Source organism: Corallococcus sp. EGB (assembly GCF_019968905.1).
In the GTDB taxonomy this organism is placed as follows: domain Bacteria; phylum Myxococcota; class Myxococcia; order Myxococcales; family Myxococcaceae; genus Corallococcus.
Genome location: NZ_CP079946.1, coordinates 951,173 through 971,152 on the forward strand (window position 1 = coordinate 951,173; position 19,980 = coordinate 971,152).

Below are 19,980 nucleotides of genomic sequence, written 5' to 3' on the forward strand. Positions count from 1 at the left end.
GGCAGGCAGTCATGCACTTCGGGTTGAAATGCCGCGGCGCCTTCACCGCGGCGATGGTCGCCTTCATCGTGGGTGGGGGCGCGGCGCAGGCCGCGCCGGACGTGTCGGCGGACCCTACGGACAACGCGGGCTCGCGGACGTTCGCGGCGCAGTCGGACATCGCCGCGGTGCTCGCGTACTGGACGCCGGAGCGCATGGCGGCGGCGGTCCCCGTGGACGTGCCGACGACGTCGGGGACGGCGCCCATCAGCCTGCGGCGCACGCCGGAGGACAAGGCGTGGGGCCAGGTGGACGGCGCGGAGCCCCGGGGCGGCGTGCCCATGGGGGCGGCGGACATCCACTCCATGAGCGGCCGGGTCTTCTTCACGGGCGACCAGGGTGGGAACTTCTCCTGTTCCGGCAGCACGGTGAACAGCAACGGCAAGCGGGTGGTCTTCACCGCGGGCCACTGCGTGCACGGCGGTGGCGCGGGGCGCGGCTGGCATTCCAACTGGGTCTTCGTGCCGGCGTACCACGCGGGCTCGCCCTACGGCGTGTGGAGCGCGTATCAGCTGTGGTCGAAGAACGGGTGGATCAACAACGGGGACCGCGCCTATGACGTGGCGGCGGCGGTGATGAACCCGCTCAACGGCGTGCGCATCGTGGACGCGGTGGGCGGCCAGGGCATCAAGTGGGGCATCGGGTACGGGCAGTACATCTACCAGTTCGGCTACCCGGCGGATCCGCCCTACAACGGCTCGCAGCTGCTCTACTGCGCGGGCACCACCTGGAACGAGAGCGGCTTCCCCACCATCAGCTGCTCCATGACGGGCGGCGCCAGCGGCGGCCCGTGGCTGGAGAGCTATGGGCAGACGTTCTGGGCGTACCTGTACTCGGTCAACAGCTGGCAGTTCTGGAACCCGGATCCGACCCACGTCTACAAATGGCAGGGCCCGTACTTCAGCTACGACACGGCGGGCAGCCTGTACGACCTCGTGAAGGACATGTAGCGCGTGTGCCCTGGAGGGAGCGGCGTCGCGTCCGCTTCCTCCGGGGGCCGGTGCGTCAGCGCGTCAGGTGCTTCAGGGTGAGGTAGACGAACTCCGCGCCGGGCTGGAGGGACGCCGCCGGGACGCGCTCGTTGGGCGCGTGCGCGGTGCGCGCGTCATCCGGAGTGAGCGCGAAGAGGTCGATGCCATACGCGTGGATGCCCGCGCGGCGCAGCGTGGCGGACTCCGTGGTGCCGGTGGACATGCGAGGAATCACCGGCGCCTTCGGCCACACCTTCGCGGCGGCGGCCTTCACCGCGCGGAACATGGCGTTGTCCCCCACGGGCGACATGGGCGAGTCCGGCGGCGACACGTCCATCTCCACCTGGACGCCCGGGTCGTTCACGGCCGCGATGATGCGCTCGCGCACGGCCACCGGGTCCGCGTCCGGCAGCAGGCGGCAGTTCACGGTGGCCTCGGCGGTGGCGGGGATGACGTTGGACTTCGTGCCCGCGTTGAACACCGTGGGCACGCAGGTGGTGCGCAGCACGGCGCCCAGCGCGGGCTCAAGCCGGGCCACGGCGGCCACCGCGTCCTCGGGCGGCGCGTCCGGCGCGGCGGCGATGCGGCGCAGCGCTTCACCCAGTTCTCCAGGGGTCGCCTGGGCGCGGCCCTGCACGTGGAGCCGGGCGGCGGGTGTCAGGTGCGCGGGGAAGGTGAGGGCGCCCACGCGCGCCACCGCCGCGGCCACCCGCACCAGGGGGCCCGCGTCCACGGGCGGCGCGGAGGAGTGGCCTCCGGGGCCCGAGGCCTTGAGCGTCACGTTGCGGGACACGCGCTCCGCGGCCTGGAGCGCCACGAAGCGCACCTCCTTGCGGTCCGGCGACAGCTCCGTGAGGCCGCCCTCGTTGAGCGCGAGCTCCGCCTCCTTCAGCTCCGGACGGTGCTCCAGCATCCAGTCCAGTCCCTGTCCGGAGCCCACCTCCTCGTCCGCGCCCAGGTACAGGAGGATGTCGCGCGAGCGCGTGCCGCCCTCCTGCTTCAGCCGGCGCAGCGCGAGGATGCTCGCCGCCGCCATGCCCTTGTTGTCCTGCACGCCGCGGCCGTAGAGCAGTCCGTCCTTCTCCGTGAGCGTCCACGGGTCGGTGGCCCACTCGGCCTTTGTGGCGGGCACCGTGTCCAGGTGCGCGAGCACGAGCACCGGCCGCCCCTTGCCGCTGCCCTTCAGGCGCACCAGCAGGTTGCCGCGACCGGGCGACGGTTCGATGAGCTCCGGTTCGAGGCCCGCCTCGCGCAGCCACTTCTCCGCCACCCGGGCCGCCGCCGTTTCGTTGCCGGGCGGGTTGGAGGTGTCCGCGGCGACGAGCTCCGCGAGCAGCGTCCGCAGCTCATCCTTCGGCGCGGGACGTGATGACGCGGCGTGGCTTGGACCCAGCGCGAACAATGCGATGACGAAGAGCAGGAGACGCATGCACGGGAGGCTCGCGCCTTCGGGCCCTGGAAGGCAACGGAAGCGGTGTTTGCAGGGAGTGCCGTGTTAAGGGTGGAGCCCTGGAGGGATTCCGCCATGGCCTCGCCGTTGAGCTTTCGCACCGTGGAGCTGCCGCTGCGTCACGCCTGGACCATTGCCCGGGGCACGAGCACGGTGAAGCGCAACGTGTTCGTGGAGGTGCGCGCGGAGGGACACGTGGGCTACGGCGAGGCCGCGCCCAACGTGCGCTACGGCGAGTCCTGGGAGTCGGTGGAGGCCGCGCTCCACAAGTTGGCCCCCGTGCTGGAGGGCCGCGACCTGCGCTACTTCCGCGACGTGTCCGAGGCCGTGGACGCGGCGCTGCCGGACAACCCCGCGGCGAAGGCGGCGGTGGACCTGGCGCTGCATGACTGGGCGGGCAAGGTGATGGGCGTGCCGCTGTACCGGATGCTGGGGGTGGACCCCACGCGGCAGCCGGTGACGTCCATGTCCATTGGCATCGACGTGCCGGAGACGCTCGCGGTGAAGGTCCGCGAGGCGGCGGACTTCCCGGTGCTGAAGGTGAAGCTGGGCGTGGACCGCGTGCAGGAGGTGTTCGGCGCGGTGCGTTCGCTCACGAAGCAGACCCTCCGCGTGGACGCGAACGAAGCCTGGAAGCCGGACGAGGCGCTGGCGCACATCCAGTGGTTGTCCTCGCAGGGCGTGGAGTTGGTGGAGCAGCCGCTGCCCGCGGCGGACGTGGAGGGCGCGAAGTGGCTGCGCGCGCGCTCGCCGCTGCCGCTGGTGGCGGACGAGTCGCTGACGAAGGCAGCGGACGTGCCGAAGCTGGCGGAGGGCTTTCACGGCATCAACGTGAAGCTCCAGAAGAGCGGCGGCATCCGCGAGGCGCTGCGCATCATCGAGACGGCGCGCGCGTGTGGCCTGAAGGTGATGCTGGGCTGCATGGTGGAGACGGGGCTGGGCATCGCGGCGGGCGCGCACCTGGCGCCGCTGGTGGATTGGGTGGACCTGGACGGCAACCTGCTGCTCGCGGAGGACCCGTACCGGGCGCATCCGGTGGTGAAGGGGCGCATCCAGCTGGGAGCGGGCGCGGGCCTGGGCGTGGAGCCCCGGTGACGCCGCCGCTCATCCAGGACCCCATGGCGGTGCTCGCCGTGCTGCTCGCGGTGCTGGCGGGGCTGTATGCGTCGCAGCGCTTCGCGGCGGTGGAGCGGTTCTTCAACGTCGTGCCGCTGCTGGTGTTCGCGTACTTCGTGCCGACGCTGCTGTCGAACACGGGCGTCATCCCCACGCAGTCGGAGCTGTACCGCTTCACGCGCGTGTACCTGCTGCCCGCGAGCCTGGTGTTGCTGGTGCTGTCGGTGGACCTGCCCGCCATCGCGCGGCTGGGGCGCAACGCGGTGGGCGTGTTCCTGGCGGGCTCGGTGGGCATCATGGTGGGCGGGCCGCTCGCGTATCTGGCGCTGGGGTGGCTGGTGCCGGCGGAGCTGGGAGACCAGGCGTGGAAGGGATTGGCGGCGCTCAGCGGGTCGTGGATTGGCGGTAGCGCGAACTTCGTGGCCATTGGCCAGAGCGTGGGGGCGCTGGACAGCACGTTGAGCATGCTGGTGGTGGTGGACGTGGGCGTGTCCAACGTGTGGACGGCGGTGCTGTTGTCCTTCGCCGGGCGGGAGAAGGCGATGGACGCGAGCATCGGCGCGGACCGGACGGCGCTGGACCACGTGCGCGAGGAGTCCGCGCGCATTCAAGCGGCGTCCGCCCGGCCCGCGAGCCTGTCCGACCTGCTGTCGATGTTGGCGGTGGCCTTCGGCGTGACCGTGGTGTGCACAGCGCTGGCGAAGCGGCTGCCGGACCTGGGCAACGTGGTGACGGGCTTCACGTGGGTGGTGCTGCTGGTGACGACGGTGGGCGTGGTGCTGTCGTTCACGCCGGTGCGCAGGCTGGAGGGCGCGGGAGCGAGCCGCGTGGGCTCGCTGTTCCTCTACCTGCTGGTGGCGACGATTGGCGCGCAGGCGGAGTTCCGGCGGCTGTGGGACGCGCCCGCGCTGGTGGCGGTGGGGGCGGTGTGGATGTGCATCCACGCGGCGGTGACGATGGGCGTGCGGCGGTGGCTGAAGGCGCCGGTGTTCTTCGCGGCGGTGGGCTCGCAGGCGAACGTGGGCGGGACGGCGTCCGCGTCCGTGATGGCGGCGGCCTTCCATCCCGCGCTCGCGCCGGTGGGCGTGCTGCTGGCGGTGCTGGGATACGTGTTGGGCACCTACTGTGGCCTGGTGACGGCGCTGATGCTGGAGCAGGTGCACCGGCTGATTCATTGAAGGGAGTCGCGGATGCGGACGGTGCTGCTCTGGACGGGCCTGCTGGTGATGGGCGGCTGCGCGACGGCACCGGAGCCGAGCGCGCCGCGTGAGTCCCTGAAGACGGTGGTGGAGTCGCTGGCGAGCGAGGCCCCTCGATTGTCTCCCGGGACGGACCTGTCGCTCGCGGTGATGGACCTGCGCACGGGGGAGAGGGCGAGTGTCTCCGGCCTGGAGCCGCACATCTCCGCCAGCTCCGCGAAGGTGCTCTGGGTGGCGGCGGCGTTGAGCCAGCGGGAGATGGCGACGGTGGAGCCGCTCGCGGAGAAGGTGTTCCGCACGTCGGACAACGAGGCCTCGGGCGAGGTGATTGACCTGGTGGGCGGGCCGGATGCCATCAACGTCTATCTTCGCGGCCTGGGCCTGGGGCACACGGCGCTGACGAAGTGGAATTACGGCCGGGAGCGCTGGGCGACGAACTCGCCGCGCGTGATGGGGCGGGACAACTACTTCTGCGCGGATGACATGGTGTCGTTCCTGGGGCGGTTGGACCGGCGGGAGGTGTTGGCGCCAGGGCCCACGGCGCGGCTGCTGAGGTGGATGGAGCTGACGCCGCGCGAAGGTTGTGGCGGTTGGCTGGGGACGCGCCTGCCCGCGAGCACCCGTGCGTCGCTCCAGCACAAGGGCGGGTGGCTGCCGCCGGGCTGCTGTGGTGATGACGCGCGCTACAACGTGCTCAACGAAGTGGGGCTGGTGACGCTGCCGGATGGTGGACGGTACGCGGTGGCCATCCTGGCCTCGCGAGGACCGGACTGGCCGAAGCAGGCGTTCTTCGTGGAGCGCGCGTCCTGTGTCCTCTACCGGCACCTGGCGAAGGACGCGGCGCTGGATTGCGGTGATGCGCTGGCCCGGGCTGGTGGCCCGGCGCCCGTGGTGCTGGAGCCCGGTGCGCCCGCGCCGGACTACGACTGCGAATGAGGGATGGAAAGACGCCGCCGGACATGCAGCCCGGCCGCAGGGATTGAGAGGCTGAGAACCGCGTAGAGGCTCCCCGTCGGCGGCGCACCGCGAAAACCTGTCCGACAGTCGGACAAGTCCGGGCCACGGGAACCTGTCGGACAGTCGGACCGGTTGGGGCGGCACGGGAACCTGTCGGACAGTCGGACCGGTTGGGCCCTGGGGAAACCTGTCCGACTGTCGGACAGGTTTTGCAAGGCCGGGCGGGAGGGGGCGGCCGATGCGCCCCGTGTCCTGGCATGGAGCGTGAAAGCAGGACTGATGGTTCCGTCCCGCGCGGGGCGCCAGGGGGAGTCTGGGCTGTTAGGGCTATCCGAGGTGAATCACGGGAGGCTTGGCCATGATGGATTCGCAGGCGTGGCGCAGGTTCGCGGAGCGGCTCGGGGTCGAGCACTCGATCATCCAGGCGCCGATGGCAGGAGGCCTGACGCCGCCGGAGCTGGTCGCGGCGGTGTCCGAAGCAGGAGGCCTGGGTTCACTGGGCGCCGCCTACGTGCAGCCGGAGGACATTGTCCAGCAGGCCCGCGCGGTCCGCTCCCTCACCTCGCGGCCCTATGCCATCAACCTCTTCGCGCCACAGCCCGCCGTGCCTCCGGCGGACCCCAAGGCCACGCTCGCCATCCTCGAGCGCTTCCATGCGGCGCTGGGGCTGCCTCCTCCCGTGATTCCGGCGGCCGCGATGCCGGACTTCGCGAAGCAGGTGGAGGCGGTGCTCGATGCGGCGCCCACCGTGTTCAGCTTCACCTTCGGCATTCCACCCGCGCCGGTGCTGGACGCGTTCCGGTCGCGCGGAATCCTCATCGTGGGCACGGCGACGAATGTGCGCGAGGCCCAGGCGCTGGAGGCTGCGGGCGTGGATGCGATTGTCGCGCAGGGCTCCGAGGCGGGTGGCCACCGGGGTTCCTTCGGCGGATCATTCGATGCGGGCATGGTGGGGACGATGGCGCTCGTGCCGCAGATGGTGGACGCCGTGCGGGTGGCGGTCATCGCCAGCGGCGGCATCATGGATGGACGCGGCATCGCGGCGGCCCGGATGCTCGGCGCGGCGGCCGTGCAGCTGGGGACGGCGTTCCTGCGGTGCCAGGAGTCGAGCGCGGCGGCGGCCCACAAGGCATTGCTGCGCGAGGCCCGGGATGAGTCGTCCCGCATCACCCGCGCCTTCTCCGGGCGCCCGGCCCGGGCCATTCCCAACGAGCTCACGACCACGCTGGATGCGTCCGGCGCCATCCTGCCGTTCCCGCAGCAACACGGGGCCACTCGCACGCTGAGGGCCGCGTCGTCGAAGCAGAACGACACCCGCTTCATGGCCCTGTGGGCAGGGCAGGGCATCGGGCTGTCGCGAGAGGTCCCGGCGGCGGACCTGGTGCGGGCGCTGGTGGCGGAGACCGACGCCGCGCTGTCCGCCGTGCGCGGCTGACTCAGGATGGCGAGGGCGGGCCCATGCTCCGGCCCGCGATTCGCTGGCGCAGCGCCACGAAGTACATGCTGCAGAACGTGGCCACGAGGACCGCGGCCTCATCCCAGTAGTCCAGCGGGTCTTCGTTCTCGTCCAGCAGCGACAGGCTGAGCAGGCACAGCACCACGTGCACGGCGAACACGGGCAGCGACGCCTGCCCCAGCGCCTCCAGCACCTTGGGCCGCAGCCACTGGTACAGCTTGGGCGCGAGCCAGCTGGCGAGCAGCGCCACGGCCAGGAAGTTCAAGAGCCGCAGCGGCGCGAGCGACCACTTGTCGAACAGCACGGCGGCGGCGCCCAGGTCCACGTCGAGGTGCCGCATGACGAAGAACCCCAGGCTGACGACGATGGCGCCCGTGAGGAGCCGGCGGGACACGGGCTCGCGCTGCTCCGGCGCGGTGGCGCGCGCGACGCCCAGCCACACGCCAAGGACCCAGAGGAACTGCCACGCGAACAGGTCGAACGCGCCCGAAAGGTCGATGCTCAACGGCGGCCACGGCAGCACGGGGATGGCGGCGAGCAGATCATACAGCGCGCGCTTGAGCCCCACCTGCGCCCAGACCCAGATGAGGGCGCTGAGCCCCAGCACCCGGGACCAGCCCTCCTTGCGCGCCCCGACCAGCACGGCGGGGGTGAGCAACAGGAGCACGACGTACAGCGGAAGGATGTCGAGCAGCGGGGGACAGTAGAGGAGGAACAGGCTGCTCCACAGCGCGGTGAACGGGTCCTGGTGGAAGAAGCCGAGCAGGTTGTGGATCGCGGGCCTGCGCGCGGCGACGCCCAGCGCGGCGATGATGGTGAACGCGAAGCCGAGCAGGGCCACGTGGTAGCCGTACACCTTGAGGGCGCGGCTCCAGAGGCTCTTGAACACCGCGGCCGTGTCCGGCTTCTTCGCGTGCACCACGCCCACGAGGAACGCGGAGAGGAACACGAAGCCCTCGGCGGCGGACACGAAGCCGAACGGCTGATTGCCAATGACGCTCAGCCGGGTGGGCAGGTGCGTCAGCGTCATCAAGACGAGCAGCACTCCGCGCAGGCTGTCGAACTCGGGGCGGCGTTTCATGACGGTAGACTCCCTTCACCCATGCCACAGCCCCGCGTCCCGGGTAAACCTCACCGCGTGCGCTGTTCCGCTGTCACTGTCCGGCTGACACACGCGGCCGTCATCGCGTGGAGGCTGCTCATCGGGGCCGGCTGTGCATCGTCCCGGAGCGTGTGACTGACCACGGGCCGAGGCCCCGTCCACGTTCACACACCGCAACGGGACGTCCGGCCGGTGGCGCTGGATGCAGATGTCTTCGTGGACTCGGTCGCCCGGCTTGCTCGCGCCGCGCCTGTCTCCACGCACCTGGTGGAGGCGGCCCAGCGTCTGCTGGCGGCGGCCTATGGCCGGTGGTGCAAGCGCAAGTCGCTCTGCGCAGACTGTCTCCGCCTGCTGGAGCACGGACCCACGCGCTGGCCTTCTCCATCGCGCTGGACTCGGTGGGGGACGAGACGCAGGACGCGCGCCCTGTCCCTGAGCTTGTGGTTGTCGCCGGAGCCCGTGTCCAAGGGCAACGCGGCGACCCTGACGGCGGTGCGCATCGTGGGCGAGCAGTACGCCGAGGTGATGGGAGGGAACGCCGCGCGGGCCTTCGTCGTGCTGGCCACGGCGGCGCTGGGGAGCACCGCGCTGAGCAATTCCACGCCTCCGTGCGTCACGGCGGCTGTCCGCCAGACTGCTCTTTACCTGGGGCCGGTTGCAATCACGGGGCACACGGCTACATTCAGCACTTCAGCGCATTCGCAATCCCCCGGGTCCCTCGTCAGATGACGGTTTCGCTCACAGCCTGCATGCAGCCCGCGCCGCGCCGGATTCCCGTGCGCCGGACGCTGCCCGCGCACGGCCGAGCTACCGCCTGGCTTGTCACCCACGCCGCCCGTCTCGCGTAGTTCACGACGGACGGCGTCCGCTCCACCCCGCTGAATTCCCGCGCCGCGCGTTTCCCCCCAGGAGCCCGTGCCGCCCCATTCCCCCCTTCCACGCTGGAGGCATTGCCATGACCCTGATGACCCACGACCACCCCCTCATCATCACCGACACCGACCTCCAGCGTCTGGAGCGCGTCGTCGAGCAGTACGGCAACGCGCGCAACGCGGAGCTCGTGGAGCAGCTGGAGTCCGAGCTCGCCCGCGCCGTCGTCACCTCCTCGTCCGCCATCCCCCGCGACGTCGTCACCATGAACAGCACCGTCGTCTTTGAAGACGAAGAGGCCGGGGAGACGCGCGAAATCACCCTCGTCTATCCCAAGGACGCCAACAGCGAGGCCGGCCGCATCTCCATCCTCGCCCCCGTGGGCAGCGCCCTCATCGGCCTGACCGTGGGCCAGACCGTGGAGTGGCCGCTCCCCAATGGCCGCACCCGCCGCCTGCGCATCATCGCCGTGCCCTACCAGCCGGAGGCCGCCGGCCACTTCCACCTGTAGGCCCGCGTCCTCCCATGACGCGTCAGCGCCGTGTCCGCGTTCCCCGCTGACGCGTCAGGCCCTGGGGCTCCCGGCACGCCCCGCCGGATTCCCGAGTCATTTCCTACCGTTGGGATGCGGACAGTCCCTGGCCTTCCACGTGCAATCCACTGCGCGCCCTTCGCTTCACGAGGGGCCAGTGCATGTGGAGGAACGCTTGTTCGCACGAAGGCATCACCTGGCGCTCGGAGGGCTGACCGTCCTCTGCGCCTTCAGCGCCCAGGCCCAGAGCAGCATCCCGGGCATCGAACTGGAGCGCCTGCAGCTCAACCCCGCCATGCGTGACAGCCTCGTGCTGTCCACCGGAGACCTGCTCCCCGCAGGCCAGTTCCGCATCGGGTTGACCGCGGAATACGAGAACCGCCCCCTCGTCTTCGTGGAGAACGGCGAGCGGCAGGCCGACATCATCTCGAACCGCGTGACGGCGATCGTGAGCGGCGCGTACTCCCTCACGAACTGGTTGGAGCTCGGCGCGCAGGTGCCCATCGTCGCCCAGTGGGGCCCGGAGACCACGGGCGTCGGTGTGACCCGCCCCACCACCAGCGCGCTCGGCACCCCGTGGGTCCAGGCCCGCGTGGGCTTCCTCTCCGAGAACCGGGGCGGTCCGTTGGACCTGGGCCTGCACCTGGGCGCGGCCCTGCCCCTGGGCAGCAAGGACGCCCTCACCCGCGACGAGGGCTTCACCTTCTCCCCGCGCCTGGGCGCCGGCAAGCAGCTGGGCGGCACCTTCCGCGTGGGCGCGGACGTCGGGGCGCTCGTGCGCACGAAGACGTACGCGCTGACGCCGCAGACGCAGCCCTACCTGGATGAGATGGGCGTGGAGCTCAACGGCGGCGTCAACCTCTCCGCCGGCCTCTGGGGCCTGAAGGAGGAGGTGCTCGTGCGCGGCACCATTCCCACGCAGAGCTCGCCCAGCTCGCTGGAGGCGCTGCTGGGCCTGCGCGTCCCCAGCGCGGACGGCACCGAGCTGTACGTCATGGGTGGCCCGGGCTTTGGACGGACGCCGGGCACGCCGCGCTTCCGCGTGCTCGCGGGTGTGTCCTTCGGCACGCCCCCCGCGCCCAAGGGCCCCATCTGTGTCGCGGGCCAGCCCCACGTGGCCGCCGAGTGCCCCGACCTGGATGCCGACGGCGACGGCGTGAAGAACCGCGACGACCAGTGCCCGACGACGCCCGGCCTGGCGCAGCTGCAGGGCTGCCCGGACAAGGACGACGACCAGGACGGCATCCCCAACCTGGCGGACAAGTGCCCCACGCAGCCGGAGAACAAGAACGGCTTCGAGGACGAGGACGGCTGCCCGGACGACCCCGACTCCGACGGGGACGGCATCGTGGACTCCAAGGACCAGTGCCCCCACGAGCCGGAGACGTTCAACGGCTACAAGGACAAGGACGGCTGCCCGGACGTGGAGCCGGACCGTGACGGCGACGGCATCGTGGACCGCCTGGACAACTGCCCGGACGAGCCGGGCACCGAGGCCAACGGCGGCTGCAAGGAGGCGCCAATCGCGCGCATCGACTCCGGCAGCATCCGCATCCTGGAGGCCGTGTTCTTCGAGAACAACAAGGCCGTCATCCAGAAGCGCAGCCACGCGGTGCTCGACAAGGTCGCGTCCATCCTCGTGTCCCATCCGGACATCGAGAAGGTCCGCGTGGAGGGCCACACCGACAACACCGGCAAGGCCGCGTACAACCTGGACCTGTCCCAGCGGCGCGCCGAGGCGGTGGTGGACTACCTGGTGGGCAAGGCCGTGCAGCGCGAGCGGTTGGAGGCGAAGGGCTTCGGGCCCACGCAGCCCATCGCGGACAACGCGAAGGCGGACGGACGCGCGAAGAACCGCCGCGTCGAGTTCAAGATCGTCGGAGAGGCCGAGGGCGTGCAGGTCACGCCGGCCTCCTCCACTTCCCCTGGCACTCCTTCGAAGTAAGGCAGACCGTTCATGTTCACGACCCTGATGAATTCCCTCCGGGGAGATTCACCCCGCATGGCCCTGCGCGCGGGCATCCACGCCCTGGCCCTGTGTTCGCTGTTCCTCCTCGCCGGTTGCGAGTCGGGCGGCTCGCGGCCCGCGGCTTCCGAAGAACCCGTGCTCACGAGCCAGGCTTCCACCCTGATGGGCGACGGGCGGCTCCAGCCCGGCGAGGAGTGCGACGACGGCAACACCGTGAGCGGCGACGGCTGCTCGTCCACCGGGAAGGTGGAGGCGGGCTACCTGTGCAATGTTCCCGGCAACGCGTGCTCGCTGGCGAGCCTGTGCGGAAACGGCACCGCCGAATCCGGCGAGCTGTGTGACAACGGCGCCACGCCCGGCAACGGCTGTACGGCCACGTGTGACCTGGCGCTGTGTGGCAACGGCGTGTTCGACAACCGCCAGTACCCGTCCTTCGCGCAGGAGATCTGTGACGACGGCAACCGCTTCGAGGGCGACGGCTGCAGCCGTCAGTGCGAGGTGGAGCCCGGCTTCGCCTGCACGGGCAGCCCCAGCCGCTGCGTGCGGGCGGGTGTGGCGGTGTTCAACACCGGCGTGGACGCGCAGAACCGGCGTCTGCCCCTGGGCGGAGTGGATCCGCACTGGTTCTACGCCGGCACCACCACCGGCGCGGACACCGGCGTGCGCAACGCGAACGACTGGCCGCTGGAGATGCAGACCGCGCGCTTCATGTCGCCCAAGAGCGCGCAGACGTGCGTGTACCAGGACTTCCTCATCCCCTCGACCACCAACATCGCCCAGTTCCGCCTGCGCCTGGCGACCTTCAACGATAACGACTTCGACGGCGCGAAGGTGAACGGCGTGGCCATCACGCCTGTCACCGTGAGCGAGCCCCCGGGCCAGCCCTGGCAGAAGAACATCTTCCGCGAGTTCGGCACCACCGCGGCCTGGCACCCGGGCCTCAACCGCATCGAGCTGTGCAACGAGAACGAGGCCAGCCCGCCGAACGCCTTCCGCTACCTCTTCGTGGACGCCTACGACGACCGCTGCGGTGACGGCGCCATCTCCCCGCGCGAGGAGTGCGACGACGGCAACACCGCCAACGGCGACGGCTGCAGCGCCACCTGCGGCATCGAGGCCGGCTACGGGTGCGCCGGCGCGCCCAGCACCTGCGCCAGGACCTGCGGCAACGGCAACCTGAACCCCGGCGAGCAGTGCGACGACGGCAACACCACCAACGGTGACGGCTGCAACGCCAGCTGCCGCGTGGAGAGCGGCTACGCCTGCCCCACGCCGGGCCAGGCCTGCGTGGCCACCTGCGGCAACGGCGTCCTCAACCCGGGCGAGCAGTGCGATGACGGCAACGTCTTCAGCTCCGACGGCTGCTCCGCGTCGTGCCGCATCGAGACGGGCTACGCCTGCACCGGCGCCCCGTCCACGTGCGCCCCGCTGTGCGGCAACGGCGTGCTCGACCCCGGCGAGCTGTGCGACGACGGCAACACGAACATGAACGACGGCTGCTCCAACGCCTGCACCCTGGAGCTGGGCTATGCGTGCGCCACGCCGGGCCAGCCCTGCGCGAAGACGTGCGGCAACGGCACCGTGGACCCGGGCGAGCTGTGCGACGACGGCAACCTCACGTCCGGCGACGGCTGCACCACCGAGTGCCGCGTGGAGGACGGCTATGCCTGCTCCACGCCGTCCTCGGGGCCGTCCGTGTGCGCCCAGTCGTGCGGCAACGGCACCGTGGATCCGAACGAGACGTGCGATGACGGCAACCACGCGTCCGGCGACGGCTGTAACGCCAGCTGCCTCGTGGAGGACGGCTACAGCTGTTCGGGTCAGCCCAGCGCCTGCGCCACCCTCTGCGGCGACGGCAAACGCGCGGGCGCCGAGGCGTGCGACGACGGCAATACGACGCCGGGCGACGGCTGCGACGCCACCTGCGCCGTGGAGCCGGGCTACAGCTGCCCCGCCCCTGGCGCCGCGTGCCTCAGCACCTGCGGCAACGGCACGCGGGAGGCCGGTGAGCAGTGCGATGACGGCAATACGGTGGCGGGCGACGGCTGCAGCGCCACCTGCGCCGAGGAGCCTGGCTGGCACTGCAACGGTTCTCCCAGCACCTGCGCCACCCTCTGCGGCGACGGCATCCGCGCGGGCGCCGAGGTGTGCGACGACGGCAACCTGGTGGGCGGCGACACCTGCTCGCCGCGCTGCCTGCTGGAGGTGGGCCAGACGTGCACCGCGCCCAACGTCTGCGAGGCGTTCTGCGACCCGGTCTCCCAGAAGTGCGTGGCGGAGGAGCCCCCGCCCGTGACGCCGACCCCGGTCATCACCGGCCCCACGGCGAACGCCACGGTGACCACGGGCACGCCGCCCATCACCGGCACGGGTGAGCCCGGTTCGACGGTGACGGTGCGCGAGGGCACCAAGGTGGTCTGCACCGCCACCACCGACGCGAGCGGCCACTGGACCTGCACGCCCACGACGCCGCTGGTGGATGGGCCCCACTCCGTGACGGCCACGGCCGAGACGCCCACGAGCAGCCCCAGCTTCCCGTCCCCCGCCGTCCCCTTCGTCGTGGACACGGAGATCCCGGCCCCGGTCATCTCCGGCCCCGAGGCGAACGCCACGGTGACCACCGCCACGCCCGCCATCTCCGGCACCGGCGAGCCCGGCGCGACGGTGACGGTGCGCGAGGGCAGCACCGTCCTCTGCACCGCCGCCGTGGACGCGGCCGGCCACTGGAGCTGCGTCCCCACGACGCCGCTGACGGACGGCCCGCACACCGTGACGGCCACGGCCCGGACGCCCGCGGGCGTCACCAGCCCGCCGTCCACCGCGGTCCCCTTCGTGGTGCACACCGTGGTGCCGGACCACCAGGCCCCGGACACCTCCATCGTGAAGGGCCCGCAGCCCACCACCTCCAACCGCACGGCGGACTTCGAGTACGCCTCCACGGAGGAGGGCTCCACGTTCGAGTGCAGCCTCGACGGCGGCGCCTGGGGGCCCTGCCGGGACAGCTACACCGTCGGCAACGGGGACCATGTCCTGCGCGTCCGCGCGGTGGATGGCAGCGGCAACGTGGATGAGACCCCCGCCGAGTACACCTGGACGGTGGTGACCACGCGCGCCTTCGCGGGCGGCGGGTGCAGCACCGCGCCGGATGCCTCCTGGCTGGCCCTCCTGGGCCTGATGGGGGGGCCGGGGCTGCGCCGCCGTCAGCGCCGGGCCGCATAGCGTCGTCTCGCGGAGCCCGCCGGAGGGGTGGGCCTTTCCCCTCCCGGGAGCGCCCCCACGCTCCCTCCCATGGCGCCCTTCCGGCGGCGCTCCCGTGTTTCACGGCCTTCCCCGTATGCTTCGTCCGTGCCCGGGGCTGGTCATCAGACGTCGTACGAGGAGGAGGTCCTGCTCGCGCTGGACGAGGGGCTGCTGTCCTCCGAGGAGGCGGCGGCCCTGCGCGAGGAGGCCCTCCGCCTGCACCGCGGGCCCCTGGAGCTGCTGAAGGAACGGGGCCGGCTGACGGAGGACACCCTGGACCTCTTGCGGCAGGACCTGGCGCGCGGCTACACGGACCGGGGCGACGCCCCCATCCAGGAGGCCGCCACGCTGTCGACGGCGGTGCCGTCCTCGCTGGCCGTGGGGGGCGTGCCCTCCTTCCCGGTGCCCGGCTGGGACCGCTACGAGCCCGTGCGCTTCCTGGGGCAGGGCGGCATGGGGCAGGTGTTCCTGGCCTATGACCCGCTCCTGCGCCGCAACGTGGCCCTCAAGTTCGTGCGCGACGGGGACCCGGAGCTGGCCCGCCGCTTCCTGGCCGAGGCCCGCGCCCAGGCCCGCGTGCGCCACGAGCGCGTGTGCGAGGTCTACGAGGTGGGCGAGGTGCGCGGCCACGCCTTCATCGCCATGCGCTACGTGGAGGGCCCGTCGCTGGGGCTGCTCTCCAACTCGCTCACGCTGGAGCAGCGCGTCTGGGTGCTGTGCCAGGCCGCGGAGGGCGTGCACGCCGCGCACCGCGTGGGGCTGGTCCACCGCGACCTGAAGCCCGGCAACATCCTGGTGGAGCGCACGGAGGACGGAGGCTTCCTCCCGTTCGTGATGGACTTCGGGCTCGCGCGGGACTGGCGCGAGGACAGCACCACCCCGAACGCGGTGCTGGGTACGCCGCACTACATGGCGCCCGAGCAGGCCCGGGGCGAGGGCCACCGCCTGGACCGCCGCGCGGACGTCTACGCGCTGGGCGCGACGTTGTATGCGCTGCTCACCGGGCAGCCTCCCTTCACCGGCGGCACGGAGAAGGAGGTGCTCGCGAAGCTCCAGGCGGAGCCGCCGCCGCGTCCGCGCGCGCTGGAGCCGGACATCCCGGAGGACCTGGAGGCGGTCGTCCTCAAGTGCCTGGAGAAGGAGCGGCCGCTCCGCTACGACTCCGTGCGCTCCTTCACCGACGACCTGGAGCGCTTCCTCTCCGGCGAGCCGGTGCGGGCCCGCCATGGCGCGCGCTACTGGCTGGGCAAGAAGGTCCGCAAGCACCGCGCGGCGCTGGCGCTGGGCGGCGTGGTGGTGACGGTGGTGGCCGGCGCGCTCACCCAGGCGAAGCTCGCGCGCGGCGAGGTGGAGGAGCGCGAGCGGCTGGCCCGCGCCTTCACCGAGCGCGTGGAGCGCATCGAGTCCGCGGCGCGCTACTCGGCCCTGTCGCGCCTGCACGACACGCGCAAGGACCGCGAGGCGCTGCGCGCGAGCATGGCCGCGCTGGAGGCGGAGATTGCTCGCGGGGGCGCGCAGGCGGTGGGCCCCGGTGAGTACGCGCTGGGCCGGGCCCTCTTCGCGCTGGATGACCTGGACGGCGCGCGAGGGAAGCTGGAGGCCGCGTGGGCGCACGGCTACCGCGAGCCCCGCGTGGCGTGGGCGTTGGCGCAGGTGCTGGGCCACCTCTACCGCGAGCAGCTGCTCCTGGACGTGGAGCGCCGAGCCCCCGCGCAGCGCGAGGCCCGGCTCAAGGAGCTGAACGAGCGCTATCGCGACCCGGCGCTCGCGTACCTGCGCCAGGCGGAGGGGCCGGACGTGCCCGCGCCGCCGTCGTTCGTGAAGGCGCTGTTCGCCTTCTACGAGGACCGCTCGGAGGACGCGCTGGCGCTGCTGGACGCGCCGGGCGCGCAGGCGCCGTGGTTCTACGAGGCGCCGCTGCTGCGCGGCGACATCCTGCTCGCGCGCTCCATGCGGCGCTGGAACGGCGGGGACCGGGCGGGCTCGCAGGCGGACCTGGCGCTGAGCCGCGAGGCGTACGCCGCCGCCGTCGCCACGGCGGAGAGCCAGCCCGTCGTGCACTCGGTGCTGGGGCGGCTGGAGCTGGCCGCGCTGGTGATGGAGCTGTACGGCGAGGGCAACGTGCTGCCGCATTACGAGCGCGGCCTGGAGGCGCTGTCGCACGCGCTCGCTGTCGCTCCGGACCACGCCCGCTCGCTGGTGCTGGTGTCGCGCTTCCACCGCCGGCTCGCGGAGCAGCGCACGAACCAGGGCGGAGAGGGCGTGGAGGCGCTGCTGGAGAAGTCCCTGGCCGCGCTGCGCACCGCGGAGGCCGTGGCCATGCCCAGTGAGCGCATCCCGCTGGAGCGGGCCCTCACGCATCGCCAGTGGGCGCGCTATCAGCAGTTGCACGGGGCGGACCCTCGCGAACAGCTGCGGCTGGCGATTGCGTCGTTCGAACAGCTGCGCCCCGAGGACCGCGACTACGCGTTCCACGCCAACCTGGGCCTCGCGTGGCAGGGGCAGGCGGACGCGGAGGCCGCGCGCGGCGGAGACCCGCTGCCGCTCCTGGACAAGGCCATCTCCGAGTATCAGGCGGCGCTCCAGCTGAGCGAGCAGCAGCCGTTCTCATGGATCAACCTGGGCGTCGCCTACCGCAAGCGGGCGGACCTCTCGAATGCACCCGACGCGACCGGCGACCTGCGCCGCGCGAACAGCGCGCTGACGCGGGCCCTGTCCCTCAACCCGGACAACTTCGGCGCGTGCTTCAACGGCGCGGAGGTGGCGGAGCAGCTGGCCCGCGCGCGGTATCTCAAGGGCGAGGACGTGAGCGTGGACCTGGAGCGCGCCTTGACGCTGTACCGGCAGGGGCTGGCGCTCAACGCGAAGCAGCCCGCGCTCCACAACGCGCTGGGCTCCGCGGTGTTCTGGCAGGCGGAGCTGCGCGCGGAGGAGGGCGGCGACACGAAGGCGCTGCTCGACGAGGCGAAGGCGTCCTTCGAGAAGGCCCGGGCCCTGGCGCCCACGCAGGGCTTCGCCTTCAACAACCTGGGCGAGTGGGAGGTCTTCCGCGCGGAGCTCCAGCTCGCGAAGGGCGAGGACCCCAGCGCCGCGCTGCGCGCCGCGGTGGATGACTACACGGAGGCGCTGAAGCGGCTGCCGGACGACGCGGACCTGCTCGCGAACCTGGGCAAGGCCTGGGTGCGCCACGCCGCATGGACGCTGACTCGAGCGGGAGAGCCGGCGGCGGACCTGGCGAAGGCGGAGACCGCGCTGAACCGGGCCCGCGAGCTCAATCCGCGCCTGGGCAATGTCTGGCGTTACCTGGCGGAGGCTTCTGGCGTGCGTGCGCGCTGGATGGCGCAGGGCCACGGCGTGGCGGAGGACGCGTTCACGCTCGCGGCCCGGTCATTCGATGAAGCGATGAAGCTCGACCCGCGGCTGGAGTACCGGCTCGCGGCGGCGGAGCTCCACGGTGCGTGGGCGCGGTGGCGCATCCACGAAGGGCAGGACGCGACGGAGGGGCTGAAGCGTGGGCTGGAGCTGGCCGACACGGTGGTGGCGGCCCGTCCCCGGTGGCTCGAAGCGCGCGCGGTGCGGGACGGACTGGTCGCGCTTCGCGGCGGGCCGCGTCCTCCGTCAGAGGCACCCGTGGCCGGCGCACCCACGCCCTGAGCTACGGGCGGACCTCGCCCCGTGGGTCGCTGCTCACATCGATGCCGCCGTTCTTGCGGTCCGCCGGCGGGGAATGGGCATCCTGGGGCGGGCGGGTCTCGATGCTCACCTCGAAGGTGTGGAGCCCCTTGCTCGCATGGGGGGAGACCGTCCGGTGGGGGGGCACCAGGCTGAAGGGCTTCAGCTCGAACGGGCCAGGGTCGGTGAAGCAGGCGCGGGAGGTCGCGGCGTCGGGGAAGGTGACGGTGGCGACGGTGTCGGCCTTGTAGCCCCTCAGCAGGAAGACGACCTTGTCGCCGTGTTTCACATCCGGGCTGGGGTGGTAGGTGATGGGCGCTTGCGGGGAGGGAGCGTCCGGGCAGTGTTCCTTCCAGATCGTCACGGTGATGATGGCCATGGTCCCGCACCGCATTGCAGTCCCTGGACCAACGCGCGGACCGTGAGCACCGCCGGATGTTTCACGGCCGCGAAACAGGGCTGCGGTCCCCGGACGCGTCAATGGCACGTCACGGTCCGGGGCCGACGTGTCCGGTGACTACCGGCGGAGCTCCTCCGGCGGGTCGCTGGTCACGTCGATGCCGCCGTTCTTCCGGTCCAGCTTGAGCGGATCAACCTTGTCCTCGCTCCGGTTGCCCGACCCGTCGTCGATGGTCGCGTCGAACGCGTAGACCCCCTTCAGCGCCGTCATCGACACGGTCAGCGGGGAGGTCGCCAGCGCGTGGGTCCCTCCAAGCTGGTAGGGGTACGGGTTCGTGGCGGAAACGGTGAGGCAGTTCCCGTCGGGGAACTTGATGGTGGCGGTGTAGGCGGGAGGGTAGCTGCCCATCGAGAAGATGACCTTGTCGCCATGCTTCACTTCCGGACCGGGGCTGTAGGTGATGGGAACCGTGGAGAGGTCGATGGTGATGGTGTTGGACATGGGGCCACGTAGCATTGCAGCACCCGTACCAACACGCATGTCTTGAACACCGGCCCGGATGTTTCACGGGCGTGTGCTCCCGGACGCGTCAATGGCACGTCATGGCCCGGGAGCTGACGTGTCCGGCGACTACCGGCGGAGCTCCTCCGGCGGATCGCTGGTCACGTCGATGCCGCCGTTCTTCCGGTCCCACTCATGGCCCTTGCGAGCCTGGGACTCCTGCCCGTTGTTGAAGTCCACGTCGAAGTCATAGACGCGCCGCTCCGCCGTCATCGCGACGGTCAGGGGCGAGGTCGCCATCGTGGCGCCTCCCAGCGTGTATGGACCGGACGTGGTGAGGCAGGTGCCGTGCGGGAACGACACGGTGGCGGTGGCGTTGAACGCGCTGCCCAACGTGAAGACCACGGTGTCGCCGTGCTTCACATCGGGGCTGGGGTAGTAGCTGACGGGGGTCGTCGAGACGTCAATGGTGATGTTGGCCATGGTGCCCGTGGTCTTTGCAGACG

General features: G+C 71.5%; 15 protein-coding genes. 10 read left to right on the top strand and 5 right to left on the bottom strand.

Annotated features, from left to right (window positions below):
• Nucleotides 1–11: 11 nt before the first annotated feature.
• A complete protein-coding gene (locus KYK13_RS04025) occupies nt 12–989 on the top strand; it encodes a serine protease (protein WP_223642099.1) in 978 nt (325 codons plus the stop codon).
• Between the two features lie 55 nt (nt 990–1,044).
• Here KYK13_RS04025 and KYK13_RS04030 read toward each other — a convergent pair whose 3' ends face one another.
• Complete coding sequence (locus KYK13_RS04030) at nt 1,045–2,439, bottom strand: M20/M25/M40 family metallo-hydrolase (protein WP_223642101.1); 1,395 nt, start codon at nt 2,437–2,439, stop codon at nt 1,045–1,047.
• Between the two features lie 96 nt (nt 2,440–2,535).
• Here KYK13_RS04030 and KYK13_RS04035 point away from each other — a divergent pair, with 96 nt between their 5' ends.
• The 4 genes from KYK13_RS04035 (at nt 2,536) to KYK13_RS04050 (ending at nt 7,167) form a co-directional block, all read left to right on the top strand.
• Complete coding sequence (locus KYK13_RS04035) at nt 2,536–3,555, top strand: dipeptide epimerase (RefSeq protein WP_223642103.1); 1,020 nt, start codon at nt 2,536–2,538, stop codon at nt 3,553–3,555.
• Nucleotides 3,552–4,754 carry a DUF819 domain-containing protein gene (locus KYK13_RS04040; protein WP_223642105.1) on the top strand — a complete coding sequence of 401 codons (1,203 nt, stop codon included), beginning with the start codon at nt 3,552–3,554 and terminating at the stop codon, nt 4,752–4,754. Before KYK13_RS04035 ends, KYK13_RS04040 begins: the two co-directional genes overlap by 4 nt.
• A gap of 12 nt (nt 4,755–4,766) precedes the next feature.
• A complete protein-coding gene (locus KYK13_RS04045) occupies nt 4,767–5,711 on the top strand; it encodes a serine hydrolase (protein ID WP_223642107.1) in 945 nt (314 codons plus the stop codon).
• Between the two features lie 379 nt (nt 5,712–6,090).
• Nucleotides 6,091–7,167: a nitronate monooxygenase family protein gene (locus KYK13_RS04050; RefSeq protein WP_223642108.1), complete on the top strand. Its 1,077-nt coding sequence runs from the start codon at nt 6,091–6,093 to the stop codon at nt 7,165–7,167.
• A 1-nt stretch (nt 7,168) separates the two neighbouring features.
• On the opposite strand, the gene opgC is transcribed toward KYK13_RS04050, so the two are convergent.
• On the bottom strand, nt 7,169–8,269 hold the full coding sequence (gene opgC, locus KYK13_RS04055) for an OpgC domain-containing protein (RefSeq protein WP_223642110.1): 1,101 nt from the start codon (nt 8,267–8,269) through the stop codon (nt 7,169–7,171).
• A gap of 213 nt (nt 8,270–8,482) precedes the next feature.
• On the opposite strand from opgC, the gene KYK13_RS04060 reads away from it, so the two are divergent.
• From KYK13_RS04060 to KYK13_RS04080, 5 genes are all read left to right on the top strand, one after another.
• Nucleotides 8,483–9,019, top strand: a complete 537-nt coding sequence (locus KYK13_RS04060) for a hypothetical protein (RefSeq protein ID WP_223642112.1) — start codon at nt 8,483–8,485, stop codon at nt 9,017–9,019.
• Nucleotides 9,020–9,254: 235 nt separating this feature from the next.
• Nucleotides 9,255–9,671, top strand: a complete 417-nt coding sequence (rnk, locus tag KYK13_RS04065) for a nucleoside diphosphate kinase regulator (RefSeq protein WP_223646514.1) — start codon at nt 9,255–9,257, stop codon at nt 9,669–9,671.
• A 196-nt stretch (nt 9,672–9,867) separates the two neighbouring features.
• Nucleotides 9,868–11,637, top strand: coding sequence for an OmpA family protein (locus tag KYK13_RS04070; RefSeq protein WP_223642114.1), 1,770 nt, complete (start codon nt 9,868–9,870; stop codon nt 11,635–11,637).
• Nucleotides 11,638–11,694: 57 nt separating this feature from the next.
• On the top strand, nt 11,695–14,880 hold the full coding sequence (locus KYK13_RS04075) for a DUF4215 domain-containing protein (RefSeq protein ID WP_223642115.1): 3,186 nt from the start codon (nt 11,695–11,697) through the stop codon (nt 14,878–14,880).
• A 126-nt stretch (nt 14,881–15,006) separates the two neighbouring features.
• Nucleotides 15,007–18,555: a serine/threonine-protein kinase gene (locus KYK13_RS04080; RefSeq protein WP_223642118.1), complete on the top strand. Its 3,549-nt coding sequence runs from the start codon at nt 15,007–15,009 to the stop codon at nt 18,553–18,555.
• 1 nt (nt 18,556) lies between these two features.
• Here KYK13_RS04080 and KYK13_RS04085 read toward each other — a convergent pair whose 3' ends face one another.
• The 3 genes from KYK13_RS04085 to KYK13_RS04095 form a co-directional block, all read right to left on the bottom strand.
• A complete protein-coding gene (locus KYK13_RS04085; protein ID WP_223642120.1) occupies nt 18,557–18,952 on the bottom strand; it encodes a hypothetical protein in 396 nt (131 codons plus the stop codon).
• 138 nt (nt 18,953–19,090) lie between these two features.
• Complete coding sequence (locus KYK13_RS04090; RefSeq protein ID WP_223642122.1) at nt 19,091–19,474, bottom strand: hypothetical protein; 384 nt, start codon at nt 19,472–19,474, stop codon at nt 19,091–19,093.
• Nucleotides 19,475–19,603: 129 nt separating this feature from the next.
• Entirely contained in the window at nt 19,604–19,957 is a 354-nt protein-coding gene (locus tag KYK13_RS04095) for a hypothetical protein (protein ID WP_223642123.1), read from the bottom strand.
• Nucleotides 19,958–19,980: the final 23 nt, after the last annotated feature.